This is a genomic window from Echinicola sp. 20G (genome assembly GCF_015533855.1).
GTDB lineage: Bacteria > Bacteroidota > Bacteroidia > Cytophagales > Cyclobacteriaceae > Echinicola.
Genome location: NZ_AP024154.1, coordinates 5,674,755 through 5,695,629, shown reverse-complemented (window position 1 = coordinate 5,695,629; position 20,875 = coordinate 5,674,755). Strand labels below are relative to the sequence as shown.

The window sequence follows — 20,875 nt, the reverse complement described above, 5'->3', positions numbered from 1 at the left end:
CAGTAGAAAAAAAATAACCCTCAGCAACTTTTGCAAGAAGAACAACTCATATCAGGGCTGCGTGCCAAGGATAAGCAAACCGTAGACTATTTGTATGAAAAATACAGTAGGGCCTTGTTTGCTGTTATCTCCAGGGTGATCAAAGACCGAGATATCGCAGAGGAAGTCTTTCATGATGCTTTTGTTAAAATCATTCGTAAAATAGACAGTTACGATGAGTCAAAGGGCAGGCTTTATACTTGGATGGCCAATGTCTGTAGAAATGCTGCCATAGATAAAACCCGATCTAAGGAATTCTCAAAAAGTAGTAAGACCAATACGATTGATAACTACGTATATGGTTTGGAAGGAAGGTCCGGAACTGTGGAAGCAGTTGATGGGATCGGTGTAAAGGAACTCATTACTACGTTGAATGAGGAGCAAAGATTTGTGGTTGAATGTATTTATTTTAAAGGCTACACCCATTCTGAAATTTCTGAAGAGTATGAAATTCCACTGGGAACGGTGAAATCCAGGATTCGTGCGGCCATAGGGGTGTTAAAAAAGAATATTAATAAAATTTAGTGGATATTCAGTCTTACATAGCGTCAGGTAAGTTGGAGCTTTTCGTGCTGGGAGAACTCAGTGAAAGGGAGCGGGAAGAAGTCCTGCAGCTCTCCAAGCAATATCCTGAAATCAGGAAGGAGCTTGATGAGATTGAAGAGGCGATGTTTGCCTTTGATAACAGCAGTGGAGTGTCTCCCTCAGGCGAGGTGAAAGAGAAGATTTTCGATTCACTTTCTGCCGAACTGGATTCGCCAGAAGGTACTCTCGAAACAACTTCAATAGCTTCAACAAAAGAGGTTGCCTTACAGCCTTGGAAAAGTTTTGCTGTAGCAGCATCGCTTGTTGCGGTGCTAGCAATAGGTGCAGCGGTATATTTCGCGGCAAAATTCTATGATGTGGAAGAGAGGTTCACGGCTTTATTACAAGAAAGAAATATACTAGTGGAAGAGCTGGACGTTAATCAGGCTAATTTTGAGCATGTAGACAGGCAATTAGAAACATTATTGACTGGCAACTATCAGCGTGTTCCGATGAAAGGAGAATCTTTTGAAATTCAGAAGGATGCTCGCGTAGATGTTTTCTGGGATAAGGATACAGAAAAGGTGTTTATTTCAGTTAACCAGTTAGCAGATTTGGGTGGAGACAAGGATTATCAATTGTGGGCTATCGGTGATGACGGACCAGTAGGGATTGGTATAGTGAAGCCGGGAGAGAAGTTGACTTTACAGCAGATGGAGTTGGCGTCTAGTGCAGGTGCTTTTGCCATCACGATTGAGCCAAAAGGAGGCAGTCAGTCTCCAACCCTAGAAAACCTGGTAGTTATTGGAGAGGTAGTTTAATTTGCATCAAAACATAAATAATGACAAACCCCGTCCATTTATATCGGCGGGGTTTTTATTGTGCCCAAAAATCCTGAATTTAGGTTATAGATATAATTGATATTATGGAACTCGAGTTATCAACCCCAGCTTTATTGTTTTCTGCGATTACCCTATTGATGCTGGCCTATACCAATAGGTTTTTGGCAATGGCCAGTTTGATCAGAGGCTTGAACGAAAGGTATCGGGAAAATCCAGAAGAAGTATTATTATTAGAACAGTTGAAGAACTTGAGAAAGCGGGTACATATGATCAAAAACATGCAGATTTTTGGTGTGGTGAGCTTCTTGCTTTGCGTGATTTGTATGTTTTTGATTTATCAGGAATTTAAGATGGCAGCCAATGTTATTTTTATGCTGAGTATGATTTCCCTTTTGATTTCTTTGTTTATCTCCTTAATGGAAATAAATCTTTCCACCAAAGCGCTGAATATTGAGTTAGGGGATATGGAAGAGAGTTTCAAGCAATCAAAAGGGCCTTTTAAGTTTATGTTTAAAGATTCAAAAGATCCATCTATTAAGTCATAAGCAGATGTTTAGGATCATCATATTTAAGCTAGGTTTTTTACAGGGGTCAATCATACTTGTCCAAATTTGGGGATGAGGTTGGGTATTGGAAAAAGTCTTCAGTGATAAGCAATTAATGAACAAAATGAATATTGATTTAAGAAGTGACACGGTAACACAGCCAACTCCAGCGATGCTTGACGCCATGTGGTCTGCCAAAGTAGGGGATGATGTTTTTGAAGAAGACCCAACTGTAGCGGAACTAGAAAATAAATTGGCTGGTCTTTTTGGAATGGAGGCAGGGCTGTTTTGTCCTTCAGGTACCATGACCAACCAAATTGCAGTCAAGTTACATACCGGGCCTCAAAAAGAGGTGATTTGCCATAAATACTCTCATATTTACTTATATGAAGCAGGAGGGATTATGTCCAATGCCTTTGCTTCGGTGAAGCTGTTGGATGGTGAGTATGGGAAAGTAGCTGTAGAAGATGTAGCTGATGCGATAAATGCGGATGATATTCATGCACCGGAAACTTCCTTGGTAGCTTTGGAGAATACAATGAATAAAGGGGGAGGAAGCGTTTATTCTTTGGAGGAAGTTAGGCCGATTAGTGAGCTTTGTAGGGAGAGCAAACTTAAATTGCACTTGGATGGAGCACGGATTTTTAATGCTCTGGTCAAAACAGGGGAATCAGCGAAGGCTTGGGGAGCTATGTTTGATACCATATCAGTTTGTTTAAGCAAAGGGTTAGGTTGTCCTGTTGGCTCTGTACTTTTGGGAGATAATGAAACCATCAAAAGGTCGAAGAGAGTGAGAAAGGCTTTTGGAGGAGGAATGAGACAGGCAGGTTTTTTAGCTGCTGCTGGAATCTATGCGTTGGATCATCATGTTGAACGCTTAAAGGAGGATCATCAAAGGGCTGAAGCTTTAGCCTCTGTATTGAAGCTTCATCCGAATGTTTCTGAAATATTGCCTGTATCTACCAATATTGTCATTGCTCAATTGGTTGGTGTGACCCCAAAGGAAATGTTAGATCAATTGGAAAGAAAAGGGATCAAAGCTGTCGCTTTTGGGAAAGACCTGATTCGTTTTGTTACCCATCTTGATTTTAAGGATGAGCACCTAGAAGCATTTTCCCAAAGGATCAGGTAAACTGATAATCAAATTTTGGGAGCATGGAAAAGCTCCCTAACTTGCTAAAAAATAAAAAACTGAATAATGAGTCAAGAGCCATTAGCGGAGCGGATGAGGCCAACGAGGCTGGAAGACCTGATAGGACAGTCTCATTTGACTGCCCCAAATACCTTTCTATTTAGAGCCATAAAAAATGGAACAGTTCCCTCTTTGATTCTTTGGGGACCTCCTGGCGTAGGGAAAACAACCATTGCCAATATTATAGCCAATGAGGTGAAAGCTCCTTTTTATACCCTTAGTGCCATTAGTGCGGGGGTAAAGGATATCCGTGCGGTGATTGAGAAGGCCAAGTTCCAGCAAGGAGTAGTGCTGTTTATAGATGAGATCCATCGGTTTAATAAATCTCAGCAGGATGCTTTATTGGGAGCAGTAGAGAAGGGGCAAATCAGGTTGATTGGTGCCACTACAGAAAACCCTTCCTTTGAGGTGAATGCTGCATTACTTTCCCGTTGTCAGGTTTTTACCTTAAATTCTTTGGAAAAAAAGGACTTGGAAGCCATGATCCAGCAGGCCTTGGAGCATGATATTCTAATGAAAAAAAAGAATGTTGAGCTTAAGGAGACAGAGGCTTTATTGAGGTTGTCCGGTGGTGATGGAAGAAAACTACTTAACCTATTGGAGATAGTTGTCAATGCCATTCCAGAAGATCCTATTGTTGTTACCAATGATAAAGTTACAGCCATTGCCCAACAAAAAGTGGCGATTTACGATAAGTCTGGAGAGCAACACTATGATATCATTTCCGCTTTTATCAAATCGATAAGGGGTTCAGATCCAAACGCAGCGGTCTATTGGTTGGCGAGGATGATAGAAGGTGGAGAGGATGTGAAATTTATTGCTAGAAGGTTGGTGATTTTGGCTTCTGAGGATATCGGCAATGCCAATCCAAATGCGTTGCTGCTTGCTACTCAGGCTTTTGAAGCAGTTAAGATCATCGGCTACCCGGAAGCAAGAATTATTCTTTCGCAGTGTGTCACTTATCTGGCGAGTTCAGCCAAAAGTAATGCAAGTTATGTGGCTATCAATCAAGCACAGGCCATTGCCAGGCAGGAGGGGGATTTGCCAGTACCCATTCATTTAAGAAACGCTCCAACCAAGTTGATGAAAGATCTTAATTATGGCAAAGGCTACAAATATGCCCATGACTATGAAGGGAATTTTGTGGAGGAGGAGTTTATGCCTGATAAACTCAAAGGAGTTAAGCTATATGATCCGGGAAGAAATGCCCGTGAAAATGACCTGAGGAAAAACCTTCAAAAAATGTGGGGTAAAAAATATGGGTACTGAATACAGTACCCCATTTCTCTTTTCAAAGAAGTATAGCTTAGAATTAAGCTTGTTTGTGCTTGGCAGTTTTTTCGTCAATGGTGACATCTGCATCTTTACGGATTTGCATTCTGTAGTATACCAAAACCTCGTCGGCGCCTGCAGCCAGTACTGCTTCCTGGGCTTCTTTCGCAATCTGCATCAATTGGCTTTCTTCCCCCTCCATGACAGTTTCAAAAGGAGTTACTTCATATTTGACGCCGGAAGCTTTGATGACCTCAATGGCTTTGTCAACCAAGTCATACGCGCTGAGCGATTTACTTTTTGGGACAATTTGGATTCCTAAATTAATGGTTTTCATTCTATGGATAGTTAGTCGTTGTACTGACTCATGGTCATATTGATACCGATAGTACTAAAGCCCTTGATCATGTCAATGGCTTTGTCCATAAACATTGGGAGTTCATCGATTTCTTTTTGAGACCACCTGCCCAAAACATAGTCCACTTGCTTGCCTTTGGGAAAGTCGTCTCCAATACCAAATTTTAATCTGGAATAGTTTTGCCCTCCAGTAAGCTCTTCAATGTTTTTTAGTCCATTGTGTCCTGCAGATGACCCTTTTGCTCTTAATCTTAATTTTCCAAAAGGCAATGCCACATCATCCACCACCACGAGGATGTTCTCCTTAGGAACTTTAAGTTCTTTCATCCAATAGTTAACAGCCTTACCACTTAAGTTCATGTAAGTGGTCGGTTTAATTAAGTGAATTTGCCTTCCTTTATATTTCAATTCTGTAGTAAAGGCCAATCGGTTGCTGTTCCAGCTGACACCTTCTTGGTCTGCTAATCTGTTCAGTGTCAGGAACCCTACATTATGACGGGTAAGTTCGTATTCTGGTCCAATATTTCCCAGACCAATGATGAGGTATTTCATGTGATGGTTTTAGTCAAATCAAATGCAAAAATAAAAAATCCTGCCAACATGGAGCTGGCAGGATTTTTAAAATATTGGATAAGGTTAAATTAACCTTCAGTTTCTTCAGTAGCTTTCTTACCTCTAAGAGCTCTTGGAATACCGATAGTAGCGATTGATACATTAGGGCTAGTAAGGATTTCGAAACCTTCTACCTTAACCTCAGCAACTTTTACAGATTTACCAAGCTCCAAGTGGCTGATAGAAACAGGGATGCTATCTGGAAGGTCTTTCGCCAAACCTTTAACGCTAAGCGTTCTAGCTTTTAGCTCAAGCTTACCACCTTTAAGGATACCAGGAGAAGAACCTTTGATTTCCACTGGAATATCCATTTTGATCGCTTTATCTTCACTGAAAGCCAAGAAGTCAGCGTGTAGCAATGTTTCACTTACTGGGTGGTACTGCGCTTCACGAAGGATAGCTTTGATTTTAGTACCTTCAATGTTTAGTTCTACCATGTGTACCTCTGGAGTATAGATCAACTCCTTGAAAAGGATGGCAGGTGAATGAAAGTGGATTTGCTCTTTGATACCTGGTCCGTAAACCACACAAGGAACGCTTCCTTCTTCGCGGATTTGAGTCAATTCCGACTTGTCGAGATTTGCTCTTTTAAACCCTATAATCTCTAACGATTTCATAATCTAGAATATATAAGTGTATGAATAAATAAATTTCATTTAAATGAACAGGGCACTGATAGAATCATTTCCTGTTACGGCATGAATGGCTTTAGCAAATAACTCAGCCACTGTCAATACCTTGATTTTTGAAGATTCCTTTTTGAGAGGAATGGTGTCTGTGACTACCAGTTCTTCCAAAACAGAATTTTCAATATTGTCGTATGCCTTTCCAGATAAAACACCATGAGTAGCGATGGCTCTTACCGAGTTGGCGCCTTTGTCAAGAATGATTTGGGCGGCCTTACACATAGTGCCTGCTGTATCTACCATGTCATCAACCAGTACAACGTCTTTCCCTTCTACATCACCGATTACTTGCATGGATGCCACTTCGTTGGCTCTTTTTCTGTGCTTGTCACAAACGACCATTTCTACTTCAAAATGCTTGGCATAAGCTCGAGCACGACCTACCCCTCCGACATCAGGAGAAGCGAAGATCAAGTTGTCTCCCAAATCTAGGCTTTTCAAATAGGGCACAAAAATAGCTGATCCATTTAAATGATCCAAAGGAATGTCAAAAAAACCTTGTATTTGTCCAGCGTGTAGGTCACAAGCCATGATCCTGTCCGCACCAGCTGAAGTGATCATGTTGGCAATTAGTTTTGCGGCTATTGATACACGAGGTCTGTCTTTGCGGTCTTGTCTGGCATAGCCAAAGTAAGGTACTACTGCACATACTTTGTAGGCGCTGGCTCTTTTGGCAGCATCAATCATCAAGCAAAGTTCCAGAAGGTTGTCTGCGTTAGGATTAGTAGATTGGATCAGAAATACATGGCATCCCCTTACAGATTCATCAAAGCTGGGAGACATCTCTCCATCGCTAAACTTGGAGAGGGTCATATCACCTAAATCCTGACCGTAATTTTTTGCAATGGATTCAGCTAGTTTTTTTGTGTTGGTTCCGGCAAAGAGTTTAACCTCGGGCATGGTGTGTGTATTTTGTTATCTGATTTGAGTTATAAAGCACAAAGATAGGAAAAAAGGTTGAACTCAGTAGAAAAGCTGGTGAGTAAACCTTTATTTCATAAAGTATAAAAAAATATACTGTTAATCCAGTGTTACATTGTTGTTTAAATACTTAACATATTGATAACTTAGTGTTGAAATTATGAATGAATTTAAATCGTAATTTTGCGCCCTGTTAAACGATGGTCTGCCCATCAGCCAAATTTGAAGAGGAAATGCAAGGAGCTTCTTTTAAATTTCTGGCGCCAAAGTTATCTTACTAAAAATAACAAATCTTATGGATTACAGGAAGGCTTTTGCCTTTGTGGTCGTATTCATATCGTTTGCGATGAGTGCGAGTGCTTTTCAGGATACAAAAAGTGATTCTGTCAAGAATGTCGATGTGCAATACACTTCTAAAGGATTTCAATTTACAAGTCCTGACAATAAGTATAGGCTTCAAATCGGAGGAAGACTACAGTTTAGGTATGCTTATCCGGCTGACCAGGATCCAGTTTCTTTTGATGACTTTGATGTGCCAAAAAGAAATATCTTCAAAATCAACCGTGCCAGGTTAAAGGTAGGGGGATTTGCCCATCAACCATGGTTGAAATACTATTTTGAGTATGAATTAGGAGCAAATAGGTTGTTAAACTTTGAGGTGAAAGCTGAGAAGTGGGAATGGTTGAGCTTTAAGTTTGGACAGTGGAAAGTGGAGTATACCCGCGAGCGGTCCATTTCCAGTGGAAAGCAGCAAATGATGGAACGATCCATTATCAATAGGCCGTTTACTCTTGACCGACAGCAGGGTGTCTCAATGTATGGTCACTTCGATAAAGGTGGATTGGCTGATTTTAATTATCATTTTTCGATTTTGACTGGCAATGGTCGAGGAGCTAGGGAGAATGATGATGAGAAGTTAATGTACGTAGGGAAAGTGTTTTGGAACTTTATGGGAGATGGAGTGGCTATATCCGGTTCTGACCTAGCCCATCAAGAAACACCTCAGGCTTCATTTGCCTTGGCTGGAGCAACCAATACTAGCCCCTACACAAGGTTTTCTTCAAGTGGAGGAGGGGAATTGGAAGGTTATGAAGATGGAGAGGCGGGGCAGTATAAAACTGACCAGTGGGTGTTTGAAACTGCTTTTCAATACAAATCATTTAGCTGGCAAAGTGAATATCATAGAAAGCGCATCATAGATAATCTGACTGGAGGCCGTGATCACTTGGCTGGATTTTATGGGCAGGGAGGATACGTCTTAAATCATGAAGCTGCAGCGGAAGGGAAGCCTTTATATGAAATAGCTGCCCGGTACGCCTATTATCAGCCAGAATTGAGTATACCCAAGAACAGTGAGGAAGAGTTTTCTTTGGCTTTCAACTGTTTCTTTAATGGACACAGGAATAAGTTGACTACGGATGTGACTTATTTTGACTTTGATAGGGCTTCAATAAATAGAGAAGCGTCGAGCTGGAGGTTTAGGGTGCAGTATGATTTTTCATTCTAGAATAAATTATACAAACTAAAGTAGTATAAGCCAGTGGGAAAGAATCTAGTTATCCTGCTGGCTTTTTATTTTAGTTATTCAAAGAGTGTTTGAGATAAGGCCTAAAAATTGATTCCTCGGATATCTTTATATCTTTGGGCTATGATATTTCAAGTTGTTGGATGGCTTGGAGCCGTTCTTTTTACAGTTTCTTATTTTTTGCTTGCAAGGGGTGTCCTAAGGCAAGAAGGTGTGCTCTATCATATACTCAACTTTGGTGGGGCGGTTTGTCTGATGGTAAATGCCATTCATTTTAAGGACAATGCTAATTTGGCAGTCAATGGCGTTTGGGCAGCTATCGCGTTGATGGCACTTTATAAATGTTGCGCTTCTTTTTTGCGTAACAAATCATAAACCTGTTCTTTAAAGTTCTCTACTTTTTTGTTGTAAGTGTCTTCATTGTCTATCATGGAGAGGTAATAGTAAGCACCTTCAACTACTACAAAAATCTGCTCAGCCAAAAGTTGCGTGTCTTGGTTTTTCAAGGCTTCATCCCTGTCCAGTATTTCTTTTAAGAATTCTCGAAGACGGTCATGTAGTTTTCTATATTCCTTTTTGATTACTTCGTTTCTAAAGATCAAGGCATAACAGCTGTAAAACACCCCGTCATCGAAAAGAAGGTTCCATTCTCTTGAGAAAAGGCTGTCAACAAAAGTCTTTGGGTCAGCATGGTTTTTTGTTTCCAGTTCCTTGATTACGGGCTCATATATTTTCAAATACTGATCTAGGATGTAAGAAATAAGATTGGAGATCAGGATATCCCTGGTAGGGAAATAGTGCATCACCAAGCTAGGGGGGATTCCTAAATGCTTACCTATTTTGGCAATGGATGTATTCTCAAGTCCGTTCTCTTTGGATAAATAGTAAAAGCCTTCTATGATCTCTTTTTTTCGCTCTGCTGAAATTTTGCCCTTCATTGTTATCTAGATGTTAAAACAAAGTTAAATGAAAAATGTTTGTTGTCAAATTCTTTTGAAATCATATTTTCAATATATAATATTGAATGAATGTTCAATATATAAATTATTTAGTCTCTTGAAAAATCTAAAAAAATATATTTAAAAAAAACTGGCATTGGCCAAAAGTTGATTTTAGAAAACTAAGCTTCAGATATTTCTTCAATGAGTACAAAGAAGTTGTGTGATTTTCATGTTAGACGCTTAAGATAAAAACCATTAAACAATTTACTTATGAAAAGAAGGGATTTCTTATTGAAAACCGCGGTAGTGACCACTGGTGTTGGTCCGGCTGTTGCATTGGCTGCAGAGGAGAGCAGTGGTTCGGTGTTACGGGTGGCTCACATTACTGATGTCCATATAAGACCAGAAGAGAATGTGCCTGCAAGGGCCAAAACTTGGTTGGAAATAGTGAAGAAGCACAATCCCGATTTCTTTCTAAATGGAGGGGACAGCATTCATGATGCCAGTTATAATGGGGTTAGCAGAGAAAGAATGTTGGAGCAGTGGAAAGTGTGGGATGAGTTTAGGGCAGGGGTAAAGGAGTATGAGGTTTATAGCTGTATTGGCAATCATGACCCTTGGTGGGATGTTCCAAATAAACAGGATGATGAAATGTATGGTAAGCCTTATGTGGTTAAGAGGCTGGGGATTCCTGGAAACTATTATAGCTTTTCAAAAGGGAATTGGTGCTTTATTGTTTTGGACGGAAATCACGAAGGGATTAGTCTTGGAGCAGACCAGATGGCATGGTTGAAAGGGGAGTTGGAAAGTCTACCTAAAAATACGCCTACTTTGATAATGTCTCATTTTCCCATTACTTCAATCACAAATGCTTTAGTGGGTGGCCAGCATAGTGATCATAAGGAGTTGAAACAACTTTTTTATCAGCATAAGGATAAGGTAAAAGTGTGCCTTAGCGGGCACCAACACCTTTTGGACAGGGCATGGTATAATGGGGTGCATTATTTTTGTAATGGATCGCTTAGTGGTTTTTGGTGGGGAGATGGAGATGAACAGTCTGCAGGGAAGCAGTATTACCTGGAAACGCCTCCGGGCTATGCCATATTGGATTTGCACGAAGATGGAAGGGTTGAAAATCAGTATTTTCCCCTAGTTTAAACAAAAGACCTCCGTAGTGAGGTCTTTTGTTTTGTTATCTTTTTTTTTTTTCTGAACAATGTGTTTTTTGATATGTCTGGCTGAGGAAACTAAGTCTCGTCTTAGCATATTTTTTATGGTGAATCAATTAATGATTTATGTAATGATAGGCTGATGTGTTTTTTGCCTTAATTAATCCTACTATTATTTCAATTTTTTGTTTTCGTGAAGTTTGGTTAATCATTGTTATTGTAGTGTTAAATATAAATTAATTGAAACAAAATTCTTGTTAATTTCTTTTGAATTATAAAATGCAATATTTAATATTGAATGAATGTTCAATAAATAAATTCAATATATCTCACTGAATTAGGTCTGGTTGGTTAGTGAAAATTTGGTAGCCATGTCTAATTAAAACACTTAGCTCTATGAAACATTATTTACGAAATCTTTTGAAATGGAAACGTGGATGCTGGAGGGTGGGGATCACACTCTTGCTGATGGTTTGCCTACACATTTCGTCATCTGCACAGCAGGCTGTGCGTGGGCAGGTGACAGATGCAGTGACAGGGATGACCATTCCTGGGGTGTCTGTTTTGGAAAAAAACACACAAAAAGGTACGATCACAGATTTAGATGGCAATTATTCGATTACTGCTTCTTCGGAAAATGCTATGCTGGTTTTTTCCTTTATTGGATATGAAACAGTTGAAGTTTTAGTTGATGGTCAGTCTTCGATTGATGTTCAAATGGAAGAGCAGGAGACCCTATTAGAGCAGGTCGTAGTGGTAGGGTATGGTACCCAAAAGAAAATCAATGTCACGGGCGCGGTGGATCAAATTGCCGGTGAAGACATTATCAATAGACCAATTGCCAATGTAATGCAGGGACTTCAGGGTATCAGCCCAGGACTCAACATTACCTATCAAGGGGGGAAGCCTGGTTCTATTCCCAATATCAATATCAGGGGATTTACTTCCATCAATGGTGGAGGGCCTTTGATCGTGATTGATGGAGTAGCAGGAAATTATGATGATTTATTGCGGCTTAACCCGGCAGATATTGCTTCCTACTCAGTTCTGAGAGATGCAGCTTCAGCTGCCATTTATGGAGCTAGGGCTGCATTTGGGGTGGTTTTGATCACAACCAAACAAGGCAGTGAAGGAAAGCAGACCATTTCTTATAACAATTACTTTTCTTGGGGAAAACCAACGGTTTTGCCCGAGCCGGTTACAGATCCATATATTTATTCAAGGGTTTTGGAAACTGCTACGAACAATACACCTTGGGATTATGTGAATTATTCTGATGAGCACTATCAATGGGCAAAAGAAAGATCAGAAGATCCTTCTGTGGAGGATGTGCGACTGGACCCCAATAACCCGAACCTTTGGGCCTATATGGGAAGCAATGACTGGTACAATTATTTTTTCAATTCAGCCAGCTTTTCTACAAACCACAGCTTGTCTATTAGTGGAAACAGTGGCGGGAAAATGCCAGTAGGTTATTATGTGTCTGGAGATTATACCAATGAAAATGGTTTGAATAAATTGGCTCCTGATTACTGGGACCGCTATTCTTTGAGAGCGAGAATTACAGCGTCTCCCATGGAGTGGTTGAAATTGGATAACAACTTGAATATTTACCAAACAGAAAGAGCGGATCCAACAACCAATATCACCGACATTTATTATCTGCAACCCACAGATGTGGCTGAAAACCCTGATGGGACTTGGGCCAATACAGCAGCAGGTAGACTGGCCGCAAGACTAACAGATGGAGGAAGAAACCAAGAAGATATGTTTGGTTTTCATAATATTCTTAGGACCACTGGAACTTTCTTGAACGGTGATTTGACAGTGACAGGGAATGCTAGTTTCAAAAGAGAACAATGGAAGTACCATTGGGATCAAAAGAAGTTTGACATTGGTTTCGGTCCGGATGATGTAAGAACTGAAGGGGGAGATGGTTCTGTGATTGAGCGAAATGGCACTTTAATCAATACAATTTTTGATCTATATGGTAAATATTCCAAAACTCTGGGAGATCATAATTTTGGGATTTTGGCAGGTTATAACCAAGAGAACTACGAATATTCTTCTGTTCAGTCTGAAAGAAGGGTGTTGATTTCGTCCTCCTTGCCTTATATTGGCTTGACGACAGGAGATGCTTTTGTAACACCTTCTTATAGTACTTATGCCACCAGAAGTGTATTTGGAAGAGCTAATTATACCTATAAGGAAAGGTATATTTTGGAATTTAATGGTCGATATGATGGATCCTCAAGGTTTCCTGAAAACAACCGCTGGGGTTTCTTCCCCTCTGCATCCATGGCTTGGGTGATCAGTGAAGAACCGTTTTTCAAGGATTTGAACAATGTGATTCCAAGCTTCAAACTCAGGGCTTCCTATGGTGGTTTGGGAAATCAGAATGTATCCAATTTCGGTTATATCCAATCTCTTCCTACAGGATTGTCCAGTTACCTCATCAATGGAAACCGACAAACAGTGATCACTTCTTCCCCATCTTTGGCCGTGGACCCCAATTATTATACATGGGAGGAAGTAGTGACTTCCAACCTTGGTGCTGACTTAGGGTTTTTCAATGATAAGTTGACTGCCACACTGGATTTCTTTATCAGGGACACCAAAGGAATGTTGACAGACCCAGTGGAATTACCTGGCGTGTTGGGAACTAGCCCTCCAAAGCAAAATGCAGCAGATCTGAGAACCAAAGGCTTTGAAGTCTCCTTGGGGTATAGGACCCAATTTGGAGATGCTGCACAGCCAGTTGTGTTGAATGTACGAGGTGTGCTGTCAGACTCCCAGTCAAAAATTACCAGTTTCCAAAATGAAAATAGGTTGTTTTCCAATTGGAGAGAGGGCCAGGAGATAGGAGAGATTTGGGGTTTGGTAAATGATGGTATTTTCACTTCAGAAGATGAAATAGCCCAGCTGGATCAATCTGCTATTGTGCCTTGGGGAGCTTTAGATGTAGTGCCGGGCTGGCCTAAGTATCAGGATTTGAACAACGACGGTAAGATCGAGCGAGGACAAACTGAGAATGACCCCAAGGATTTGACACTTATAGGAAACTCTACCGCCCGTTATCGATATGGCGCAAATATCGATGTAAGCTGGAATGGTTTTGATATGTCCGTATTTCTTCAAGGCGTTGGGAAAAGGGATTATTACCCAAGACATTATCTTTATTGGGGACCTTATCAGCAACCATATGCCAATATTTATCCTTGGAACCTGGATTTTTACAGAGGGGCTGCTGATAGCGATGCATTGATGGCGCAACATTCACAGTCTTATATTGATGCAGGTTTGGCCGAAGCTAACCCTGATGCAGAGTTTCCTATTTTGCAGTCTTGGATGGCAGATGCCAACTATGGGGCAGGTCTTGATATTCCCCAAACTAAATACCTGCAAAACGCTGCTTACCTAAGGGTGAAAAATATCACTTTGGGGTATACCTTCCCTAAAACCATCACCCAAAAAATTAAAGTCAACAGGTTACGTGTCTTTGTTACAGGAGAGAACCTTTATGAATTCTCTTCCATCAAGGAATTTGTAGACCCAGAAGCCATCAATGATGGTTATGGTTGGGCTTACCCGTTCCAGAGGAAGTTTGCTTTTGGGGTAAATATTGATTTGTAATTTCAAAATGAACACCATCATGAAAAAATATATCATTTTATTGAGCGCACTATTGGCGTTGGGCTCATGTGACGAAGATTTTATGGATAGGTATCCACAGACCTCTGTGGCCCCAGAAGAGTTTTTCAAGTCTGAGGAGGATTTGGAACTATATGTTAATGGTTTATTGTCTCTTTCAGGTTCTGGAAGTTACCTATCTGATCAGAGCAGTGATAATATGGCAACTACTGGCGCCATTGAAATAAAAAATATCATGACAGGAGATCCTAGTTCACAGACCATTACTGGAGGTTGGAACTGGGGTAGGTTGAGAAATATCAACTACTTTCTTGATAATTACGAACAGGCTCAGGCTTCAGAAGAGGCTAAAGGGCATTTTTCAGGCCTTGCCAGGTATTATCGGGCACAGTTTTATTTTGGAATGATCAAGCGCTATTCTGATGTGCCATGGTATGAAGTGACGCTTAATCCAGGTGATGAGGACTTATATAAAGCACGTGACCCCAGAGAAATGGTGATGGAAAAGGTTATGGAGGATTTGGAGTTTGCTGCCAACCATGTGAGAGAGAGTGTACCTTCGGGCACTCCGGATCTCTGGGCTGTCAAAACATTTTATGCAAGAGTAGCCTTGTACGAGGGGACTTATAGAAAATACCACGCTGAAATTGGACTAGAGGGATCGGCCAATGGTTTTCTGGAGAAAGCAAGGGATGAAGCCAGATCTATTATGGATGGTGGTAAATTTGGAATCTACACCACTGGAAATATCCAAAGTGATTATGGTTCATTATTCAGCAGTCAAAACCTGATTGGTAATCCTGAGGTGATCCTGGTGAACCCATATGATGTCAATAAAGATAGAAGTGGAGACGTTAATTATACAGTCTTTGGAGACTATGAGCAATCACCATCCAGGGATTTGGTCATGACTTACCTGATGGCAGATGGAAGTAGTTTTACGGCTCAGACAGGCCATGAGACTAAAGGCTTTGTGGAGGAATTTGAGAATAGAGATCCTCGATTGATGCAGACAATAGCCTATCCTGGCTGGGTAAGACAGCCTAATAGCGATCCATATATCCAATCTTTAAACAAAAATTTCACAGGATACCATCAGCTCAAAGGGTACAACAATACGGTTGATAATATTGAAGTGGGGAGTGTTGACTTTCCTGTTTACCGATATGCAGAGGTGCTGCTAACCTATGCTGAGGCCAAGGCAGAGTTGGGAGAACTGACTCAAGGAGATTTGGATGAAACCGTTAATATTCTTCGACAAAGAGCGGGCTTGCCTGCTTTGGATATGGCTACAGCCAATGCCTCTCCGGACTTGTTTATGGCAGAGAAATATCCCAGCGTTAGTGGAGCTAACCAAGGGGTTATCCTAGAAATAAGAAGAGAAAGAAGGGTAGAGTTCGCCTTAGAAGGTTACCGTTATGATGATCTGATGAGATGGCATGCGGGTAAGTTGTTGGAGATTATTCCTGAAGGGATGTACTTTCCAGGCTTGGGCAAATACGACATGACTGGCGATGGTGTGGAAGATATTATCTTGATAGACAAGGATAGCGATATTCCTACCGGAGATGCAAAAGAAAAAAATAGTCTTGGTGAATTCCTGATCTATTATAAAGCAGGAACGATCGATGATAACGTGGATGTGTTCTTGAAAAATGGTGAAAATGGTGGTAATATGGTTACCGAAACAAAAGTGAGAACTTTTGAAGAACCTAAATATTATTACCGTCCTATTCCTGTTCAACAAGTAACCTTGAATCCTAATCTTGAGCAGATTTTTGGTTGGAATTAAGATAAAATGGAAAATTATAAACTGGCTTAACCTATATAGGGTTGGGCCAGTTTAGTGTTATCGTAAAATAGTTAGATGTCCCTTTTGAAACGAATTCTTTTAACAGTGCTTTTGCTTGGATCCCAGCTTGTCCAAGCCCAGCAAGACAAAGAGGCTTTGGAGTTTTCCGTGATGGTTTGGAATATTTGGCATGGAGGGAAAAGTGACTATATCGGCAGGGATGGAGTAGAAGATGTCATTGGAATTATCAAGGCTTCAGAGGCAGATATGGTATTGATGATCGAGACTTACGGCTCCGGTAAAAGGATTGCTGATGCCTTGGGGTATCACTTTCATTTGATTGCAAAGCCGGGTACTTTACTGGATGATCCAGCTGTTAACTTATCCATTCTAAGTAAGTTTCCTTTAGGTAAAAGAGTTGACCTGTACAGGTACTTTAATATTGGAGGGATAGAAGTGGCCTTGGGTGAGCATGAAAGGATAATGCTGTTCGACACTTGGTTAAACTATCAACCTTGGGAAGATCAACCTGAACTGATGGATAAAAGTGGGGCAGAGTTGGTGGAATGGGAAAAGTCCGGTACCAGAGAAAAAGAAGTGACAACTATTCTCAAAGAACTTCAACCTTATTTGTCAACAACTGATGAAACACCACTGATTTTAGGTGGTGATTTCAATGTTTGGTCTCATTTGGACTGGACGGAAGCAACCAAGCAAGTTCACAAAGGGAAAGTAGTGCCTTGGTGGACGACCATGCAGTTTTCTAATGCAGGCTTGCAGGATAGTTTTAGAGAAGCCAATCCTGACCCTTTGACGCATCCGGGCGTCAGTTGGGGAATGCCTGGAAAAAAAGATGATCACCGAATTGATTATTTGTTGTACAAAGGAAATCGCTTAGAGGTCATTGCCTCTGAAATACATAAAGTGGACTACAATCAATCATTTAATTACAAAGGAAAGACTTTTACCTTTCCATCAGACCATGGGTTTGTATGGACAAAGTTTAAACTCAATTACAAATGAAAAGAGTATTTATAGTAGCAGTCTGCTTTAGCATGCTGTTTTTTCAAGCAAGCGCTCAAGAGAGAACCAAAAAGGCACTTTTTGTGATCTTGGACGGTATTCCTGCAGATGTTCTAGATTCTGTACCAACACCTAATATAGACAGGGTGATTAAGGCAGGCGGTTTTACCAAAGCCTTGATGGGCGGTGATGTGGGAACCTACAGTCAAACCCCAACCATTTCCGCTGTTGGGTACAATTCCCTGTTGACAGGTACTTGGGTAAACAAGCATAATGTGTGGGGCAATTCCATTAAGCAACCAAATTATCATTATTGGACAATTTTCAGGTATTTCAAATCAGCCTTTCCTGAAAAACAAACGGCCATTTTCTCTACCTGGTTGGATAACAGAACCAAGCTGGTTGGAGCTAATCTACCCGAAACCAATTGGTTTGATTTTGACTATTATTTTGATGGAATGGAAAACGATACCTTGAATTTTCCACATGACGAAGAAAGGAACTATATCCATTTGATAGACGAGGCCGTTTCCAAAGAGGCTGCCCGTTATATCAAAGCAGAGGCACCGGATTTGTCATGGATGTATTTAGAATATTCTGATGATATGGGACATAAATACGGGAACAGTTCTCAGATGATAGATGGTGTGCAGAAGGCTGATGTGCAGATTGGTAGAGTATGGGAAGCCATTCAATACCGTGAGAAAAAATTTGATGAGGATTGGTTGATTGTGATTACTACTGATCATGGTCGTGAAGAAAATGGTTTTGGACATGGTGGCCAAAGCGAGAGAGAGCGAACCATTTGGATCGCTACCAATGCGAAACAAACCAATCAACATTTTAATGATGAGGCTGAAATGGTCGATATATTACCTTCAATGGCCTACCATTTAGGCTTGAATATTCCCAAAAAGTATGCGATGGAACTGGATGGGGTTTCCTTTATTGGTGAACTTTCTGCGGATAAAATGGTGGCTAAAGTTGAAAATGGTCAGCTTCAGTTAAGCTGGAAGTCACATGCTGACAAACAAAACGGAAGGGTTTGGTTGGCCACTACCAATCACTTTAAAGAAGGAGGCTTGGATAATTATTGGTTGATGGGGGAAGTGGAGTTAGGTCAGGAAAGCGCTTCTTTTTCTCTGAACGGAACAGCGTCGGATATCTATAAAGTGGTGTTGGAAACACCATCAGGTTACCTGAACTATTGGGTTTTGAAAGAGTAAGAAGTATTTATGTCTGTAAAGTAAAGGAGTTTTCATAAAAGAAGGCTCCTTTTTTTGTTGGGCCAAAATACTTTAAGACCTTTGTGAGACTAAAATTAACCTTCCAAATATAATGTTCAATAGAGAGATATATCAGCAAAGAAGGGCACTACTCAAAGCGAGGATGGGCAGTGGCCAATTATTGTTTTTAGGTAATGATGAAGCAAGTATCAATTTTAAACACAACTGGTACCCTTACAGACAGGACAGTACATTCTTATATTACTTTGGAATTTCCCTCCCTGGCTTAGTAGCGGTTATCGATTGTGATGAGGACAAGGATTACATCTTCGGAAATGATTATGAAATTGATGATATCGTCTGGACAGGCCCACAGCCTACTATTGCAGAATTGGCAGAGAAGGTAGGAGTGAGTCATACTGCACCATTGAGCAAACTGAACGCTTTGGTGAAGGACGATTGTCAGATTTTACCTCCATACAGAGGGGAGCATGTTTTGCAACTAAGTGAAATTTTCAACAAGCCAGTCAAAGAGGTTGAAAACTTGGTTTCTGTGCCTTTTATCAAAGCTGTTGCCACACAAAGGAATATCAAGTCAGCAGAAGAGTTGGAGGAGCTGAACAAAGCGGTGACCACAACTTCTGAGATTCACCTGGCAGTGATGAAAGCGGCAAGGCCTGGAATGAAAGAACATGAGTTGGTAGCTATTGCTACCAAAGTGGCGAGAGATAATAATGTTAGTTTGTCATTCCCACCCATTGCGACCATTAATGGCCAGACTTTACATAATCACTATTATGGTAACACCATTAATAATGGTGATATTATGTTGTTTGACTGTGGAGCAGAGTCACCTGAATTCTATGCTGGGGACATGACCCGTACTTTCCCAGTAAGTGCGGCTTTTGATAACAGGCAGCGCGAGCTTTATGAAATTGTTTATAAAGCCCATAGAACAGCAGTGGAGGCTTTGAAGCCTGGTAAAAGATTTATGGATGTACATCTTTTAGCAGCAGAAACCTTGGTAGAAGGACTAAAAGGTGTGGGGCTGATGAAAGGAGATACGCAAGACGCAGTGGCCAATGGCGCGCACACCATGTTTTTCCAATGTGGCCTAGGTCACATGATGGGTATGGACGTACATGATATGGAAAACTTGGGAGAGCAATACGTGGGATACACTGATCAGCTCAAAAAGTCCACGGAATTCGGTTTGAAATCATTGCGATTGGGAAAAGAGCTGGAGGCTGGAAATGTGATTACTGTGGAGCCAGGGATTTATATTATACCGGAATTGATTGATATGTACAAGGCAAGTGGAAAGCTGGATGCTTTTATCAACTATGATAAGCTGGAAACTTACCGTGATTTTGGCGGGATCAGGATAGAGGAAGATTTTGTAATCACAGAAAGTGGATCAGATCTCTTGGGTACACCATTGGCTATTGCGCCCGATGATGTGGAGCAAGTAAGGTCCAGTTCACTATCCTTATAATTTTAAAGCCTCCTGAGAAAATCTTGGGAGGCTTTAAATTTTTTAAACATTTTTTCATGATTTAAAGTATAACCCAGAAACACACTTTTTAAAAGTGATTTGAAACATAATTCATAAAAAGTACCTAGTTTCGCGTCAATGAATAAATTCTCAAAAATAGCATTAACCTTTTTCCTGCTGATGCTGACTACTTTCCTGTTAGGTGAGATAGAGGAAAGAAGTGTGGCCAAGGCAGTTGCTGAAAGCGTCAAAAACGCTGGTTTGGGAATTGATATTCATCAGGATGACTTAGGTTTGTGCTGGAGGAACTGTCCTTCCGGGAAGGAAAAAACCTTTCATGATCAAGACCACCATCCAGTAAAGAACTATTTTATTAGAGCAAAATCATTGGTGTTTGTTCCGAAGCAGTTTGATAGTGTGCTGGTCAGACAGTTCCAAGAAGCCATCCAATCGGAAAACATCCAAGCTTTTTCAGGACGGGCTCCCCCTGTTAGAAATTCCTGATTCTCTTTCTGGTTTGTTTAAAAGCATAGCACATGAGCACTAGGTGCAGGTCTGGGGTTTGGTGGTGTGTATTTATTTAAGATTTCATCTATTATGATTCATATTATTCTTCATACGTTTTTATTGAGTATTTCTCCTTTTGGTGAGTCCAGGGTAGGGATTCCTTATGGGGTGATCAACGGCCTTCATCCTGTAACAGCGCTTTCTGTAGGGCTGATCGCCAATCTTCTGGTGTTCCCTATTTTACTTTTCCTGATAGACACTTTCAATGAGCGACTGTGGAAATTCCGTGTTTATAAAAGCCAGTCCGTTAAATTGATGCGCAGAGCCAAGGATGGGGTGGGAGACAAGATTCAAAAATATGGCTTTTGGGGGTTGATGGTTTTTGTAATGATTCCGCTTCCGTTTACCGGGGTTTATATGGGGACTATTGCGGCTTATATCTTTAAATTGCCGAGGGCACAGGCTTTTGTGGCGATCAGTATTGGTGCAGTGATTTCCTGTTTGATCCTGGCATTTGGCTCTCATTTTGGAAAGATGGGTGCTGAGCTTATTTAA

The 20,875-nt window shown here is 40.8% G+C and carries 19 protein-coding genes; 14 read left to right on the top strand and 5 right to left on the bottom strand.

Annotation, left to right across the window (positions count from 1 at the left end):
• Positions 1-30: 30 nt before the first annotated feature.
• The 5 genes from JL001_RS22720 (at position 31) to JL001_RS22700 (ending at position 4,412) form a co-directional block, all read left to right on the top strand.
• Entirely contained in the window at positions 31-564 is a 534-nt protein-coding gene (locus JL001_RS22720) for an RNA polymerase sigma factor (protein WP_192011016.1), read from the top strand.
• Complete coding sequence (locus JL001_RS22715) at positions 564-1,385, top strand: anti-sigma factor domain-containing protein (protein ID WP_200980173.1); 822 nt, start codon at positions 564-566, stop codon at positions 1,383-1,385. Before JL001_RS22720 ends, JL001_RS22715 begins: the two co-directional genes overlap by 1 nt.
• A gap of 104 nt (positions 1,386-1,489) precedes the next feature.
• Positions 1,490-1,951, top strand: coding sequence for a DUF2721 domain-containing protein (locus JL001_RS22710; RefSeq protein WP_200980171.1), 462 nt, complete (start codon positions 1,490-1,492; stop codon positions 1,949-1,951).
• Positions 1,952-2,075: 124 nt separating this feature from the next.
• Positions 2,076-3,083 (top strand): low specificity L-threonine aldolase, encoded by a 1,008-nt coding sequence (locus JL001_RS22705; RefSeq protein ID WP_200980169.1) that lies wholly within the window; start codon positions 2,076-2,078, stop codon positions 3,081-3,083.
• A gap of 66 nt (positions 3,084-3,149) precedes the next feature.
• Positions 3,150-4,412, top strand: a complete 1,263-nt coding sequence (locus tag JL001_RS22700; RefSeq protein ID WP_200980168.1) for a replication-associated recombination protein A — start codon at positions 3,150-3,152, stop codon at positions 4,410-4,412.
• A gap of 43 nt (positions 4,413-4,455) precedes the next feature.
• On the opposite strand, the gene JL001_RS22695 is transcribed toward JL001_RS22700, so the two are convergent.
• The 4 genes from JL001_RS22695 to JL001_RS22680 all read right to left on the bottom strand — a co-directional run bounded on the left by JL001_RS22695 (position 4,456) and on the right by JL001_RS22680 (position 6,970).
• On the bottom strand, positions 4,456-4,752 hold the full coding sequence (locus tag JL001_RS22695; protein WP_192011011.1) for an MTH1187 family thiamine-binding protein: 297 nt from the start codon (positions 4,750-4,752) through the stop codon (positions 4,456-4,458).
• 11 nt (positions 4,753-4,763) lie between these two features.
• Positions 4,764-5,324, bottom strand: a complete 561-nt coding sequence (pth, locus tag JL001_RS22690; RefSeq protein ID WP_200980167.1) for an aminoacyl-tRNA hydrolase — start codon at positions 5,322-5,324, stop codon at positions 4,764-4,766.
• An 89-nt stretch (positions 5,325-5,413) separates the two neighbouring features.
• Complete coding sequence (locus JL001_RS22685; RefSeq protein ID WP_200980166.1) at positions 5,414-6,001, bottom strand: 50S ribosomal protein L25/general stress protein Ctc; 588 nt, start codon at positions 5,999-6,001, stop codon at positions 5,414-5,416.
• Positions 6,002-6,040: 39 nt separating this feature from the next.
• Positions 6,041-6,970: a ribose-phosphate pyrophosphokinase gene (locus JL001_RS22680; protein WP_200980165.1), complete on the bottom strand. Its 930-nt coding sequence runs from the start codon at positions 6,968-6,970 to the stop codon at positions 6,041-6,043.
• A 316-nt stretch (positions 6,971-7,286) separates the two neighbouring features.
• Here JL001_RS22680 and JL001_RS22675 point away from each other — a divergent pair, with 316 nt between their 5' ends.
• Positions 7,287-8,498: an OprO/OprP family phosphate-selective porin gene (locus JL001_RS22675; RefSeq protein WP_200980164.1), complete on the top strand. Its 1,212-nt coding sequence runs from the start codon at positions 7,287-7,289 to the stop codon at positions 8,496-8,498.
• 353 nt (positions 8,499-8,851) lie between these two features.
• Here JL001_RS22675 and JL001_RS22670 read toward each other — a convergent pair whose 3' ends face one another.
• The gene (locus tag JL001_RS22670) at positions 8,852-9,454 is read right to left on the bottom strand and encodes a TetR family transcriptional regulator (protein WP_200980163.1); all 603 of its coding nucleotides are present in this window, start codon (positions 9,452-9,454) and stop codon (positions 8,852-8,854) included.
• A 273-nt stretch (positions 9,455-9,727) separates the two neighbouring features.
• Between JL001_RS22670 and JL001_RS22665 the strand changes: the two genes are divergently transcribed.
• The 8 genes from JL001_RS22665 to JL001_RS22630 all read left to right on the top strand — a co-directional run bounded on the left by JL001_RS22665 (position 9,728) and on the right by JL001_RS22630 (position 20,875).
• Positions 9,728-10,615: a metallophosphoesterase gene (locus JL001_RS22665; protein WP_200980161.1), complete on the top strand. Its 888-nt coding sequence runs from the start codon at positions 9,728-9,730 to the stop codon at positions 10,613-10,615.
• Positions 10,616-11,022: 407 nt separating this feature from the next.
• Complete coding sequence (locus tag JL001_RS22660) at positions 11,023-14,259, top strand: TonB-dependent receptor (protein ID WP_200980159.1); 3,237 nt, start codon at positions 11,023-11,025, stop codon at positions 14,257-14,259.
• A 19-nt stretch (positions 14,260-14,278) separates the two neighbouring features.
• Complete coding sequence (locus tag JL001_RS22655) at positions 14,279-16,069, top strand: RagB/SusD family nutrient uptake outer membrane protein (protein WP_200980157.1); 1,791 nt, start codon at positions 14,279-14,281, stop codon at positions 16,067-16,069.
• Positions 16,070-16,144: 75 nt separating this feature from the next.
• Positions 16,145-17,092, top strand: coding sequence for an endonuclease/exonuclease/phosphatase family protein (locus JL001_RS22650; RefSeq protein WP_200980156.1), 948 nt, complete (start codon positions 16,145-16,147; stop codon positions 17,090-17,092).
• Complete coding sequence (locus JL001_RS22645) at positions 17,089-18,318, top strand: alkaline phosphatase family protein (RefSeq protein WP_200980153.1); 1,230 nt, start codon at positions 17,089-17,091, stop codon at positions 18,316-18,318. The genes JL001_RS22650 and JL001_RS22645 overlap by 4 nt, the downstream gene beginning before the upstream one ends.
• Before the next feature lie 112 nt (positions 18,319-18,430).
• Positions 18,431-19,813: an aminopeptidase P family protein gene (locus tag JL001_RS22640; RefSeq protein WP_200980143.1), complete on the top strand. Its 1,383-nt coding sequence runs from the start codon at positions 18,431-18,433 to the stop codon at positions 19,811-19,813.
• A gap of 138 nt (positions 19,814-19,951) precedes the next feature.
• Entirely contained in the window at positions 19,952-20,317 is a 366-nt protein-coding gene (locus JL001_RS22635; RefSeq protein WP_236252950.1) for a hypothetical protein, read from the top strand.
• Positions 20,318-20,410: 93 nt separating this feature from the next.
• On the top strand, positions 20,411-20,875 hold the full coding sequence (locus JL001_RS22630; RefSeq protein WP_200980139.1) for a small multi-drug export protein: 465 nt from the start codon (positions 20,411-20,413) through the stop codon (positions 20,873-20,875).

Excerpts from the sequence above, each read along its gene's own strand:
- JL001_RS22710 (WP_200980171.1), top strand. The coding sequence starts at position 1,490 with ATGGAACTCGAGTTATCAACCCCAGCTTTATTGTTTTCTGCGATTACC.
- JL001_RS22705 (WP_200980169.1), top strand. The coding sequence starts at position 2,076 with ATGAATATTGATTTAAGAAGTGACACGGTAACACAGCCAACTCCAGCG.
- JL001_RS22700 (WP_200980168.1), top strand. The coding sequence starts at position 3,150 with ATGAGTCAAGAGCCATTAGCGGAGCGGATGAGGCCAACGAGGCTGGAA.
- JL001_RS22695 (WP_192011011.1), bottom strand. The coding sequence starts at position 4,752 with ATGAAAACCATTAATTTAGGAATCCAAATTGTCCCAAAAAGTAAATCG.
- pth (WP_200980167.1), bottom strand. The coding sequence starts at position 5,324 with ATGAAATACCTCATCATTGGTCTGGGAAATATTGGACCAGAATACGAA.
- JL001_RS22685 (WP_200980166.1), bottom strand. The coding sequence starts at position 6,001 with ATGAAATCGTTAGAGATTATAGGGTTTAAAAGAGCAAATCTCGACAAG.
- JL001_RS22680 (WP_200980165.1), bottom strand. The coding sequence starts at position 6,970 with ATGCCCGAGGTTAAACTCTTTGCCGGAACCAACACAAAAAAACTAGCT.
- JL001_RS22675 (WP_200980164.1), top strand. The coding sequence starts at position 7,287 with ATGGATTACAGGAAGGCTTTTGCCTTTGTGGTCGTATTCATATCGTTT.
- JL001_RS22670 (WP_200980163.1), bottom strand. The coding sequence starts at position 9,454 with ATGAAGGGCAAAATTTCAGCAGAGCGAAAAAAAGAGATCATAGAAGGC.
- JL001_RS22665 (WP_200980161.1), top strand. The coding sequence starts at position 9,728 with ATGAAAAGAAGGGATTTCTTATTGAAAACCGCGGTAGTGACCACTGGT.
- JL001_RS22660 (WP_200980159.1), top strand. The coding sequence starts at position 11,023 with ATGAAACATTATTTACGAAATCTTTTGAAATGGAAACGTGGATGCTGG.
- JL001_RS22655 (WP_200980157.1), top strand. The coding sequence starts at position 14,279 with ATGAAAAAATATATCATTTTATTGAGCGCACTATTGGCGTTGGGCTCA.
- JL001_RS22650 (WP_200980156.1), top strand. The coding sequence starts at position 16,145 with ATGTCCCTTTTGAAACGAATTCTTTTAACAGTGCTTTTGCTTGGATCC.
- JL001_RS22645 (WP_200980153.1), top strand. The coding sequence starts at position 17,089 with ATGAAAAGAGTATTTATAGTAGCAGTCTGCTTTAGCATGCTGTTTTTT.
- JL001_RS22640 (WP_200980143.1), top strand. The coding sequence starts at position 18,431 with ATGTTCAATAGAGAGATATATCAGCAAAGAAGGGCACTACTCAAAGCG.
- JL001_RS22635 (WP_236252950.1), top strand. The coding sequence starts at position 19,952 with ATGAATAAATTCTCAAAAATAGCATTAACCTTTTTCCTGCTGATGCTG.
- JL001_RS22630 (WP_200980139.1), top strand. The coding sequence starts at position 20,411 with ATGATTCATATTATTCTTCATACGTTTTTATTGAGTATTTCTCCTTTT.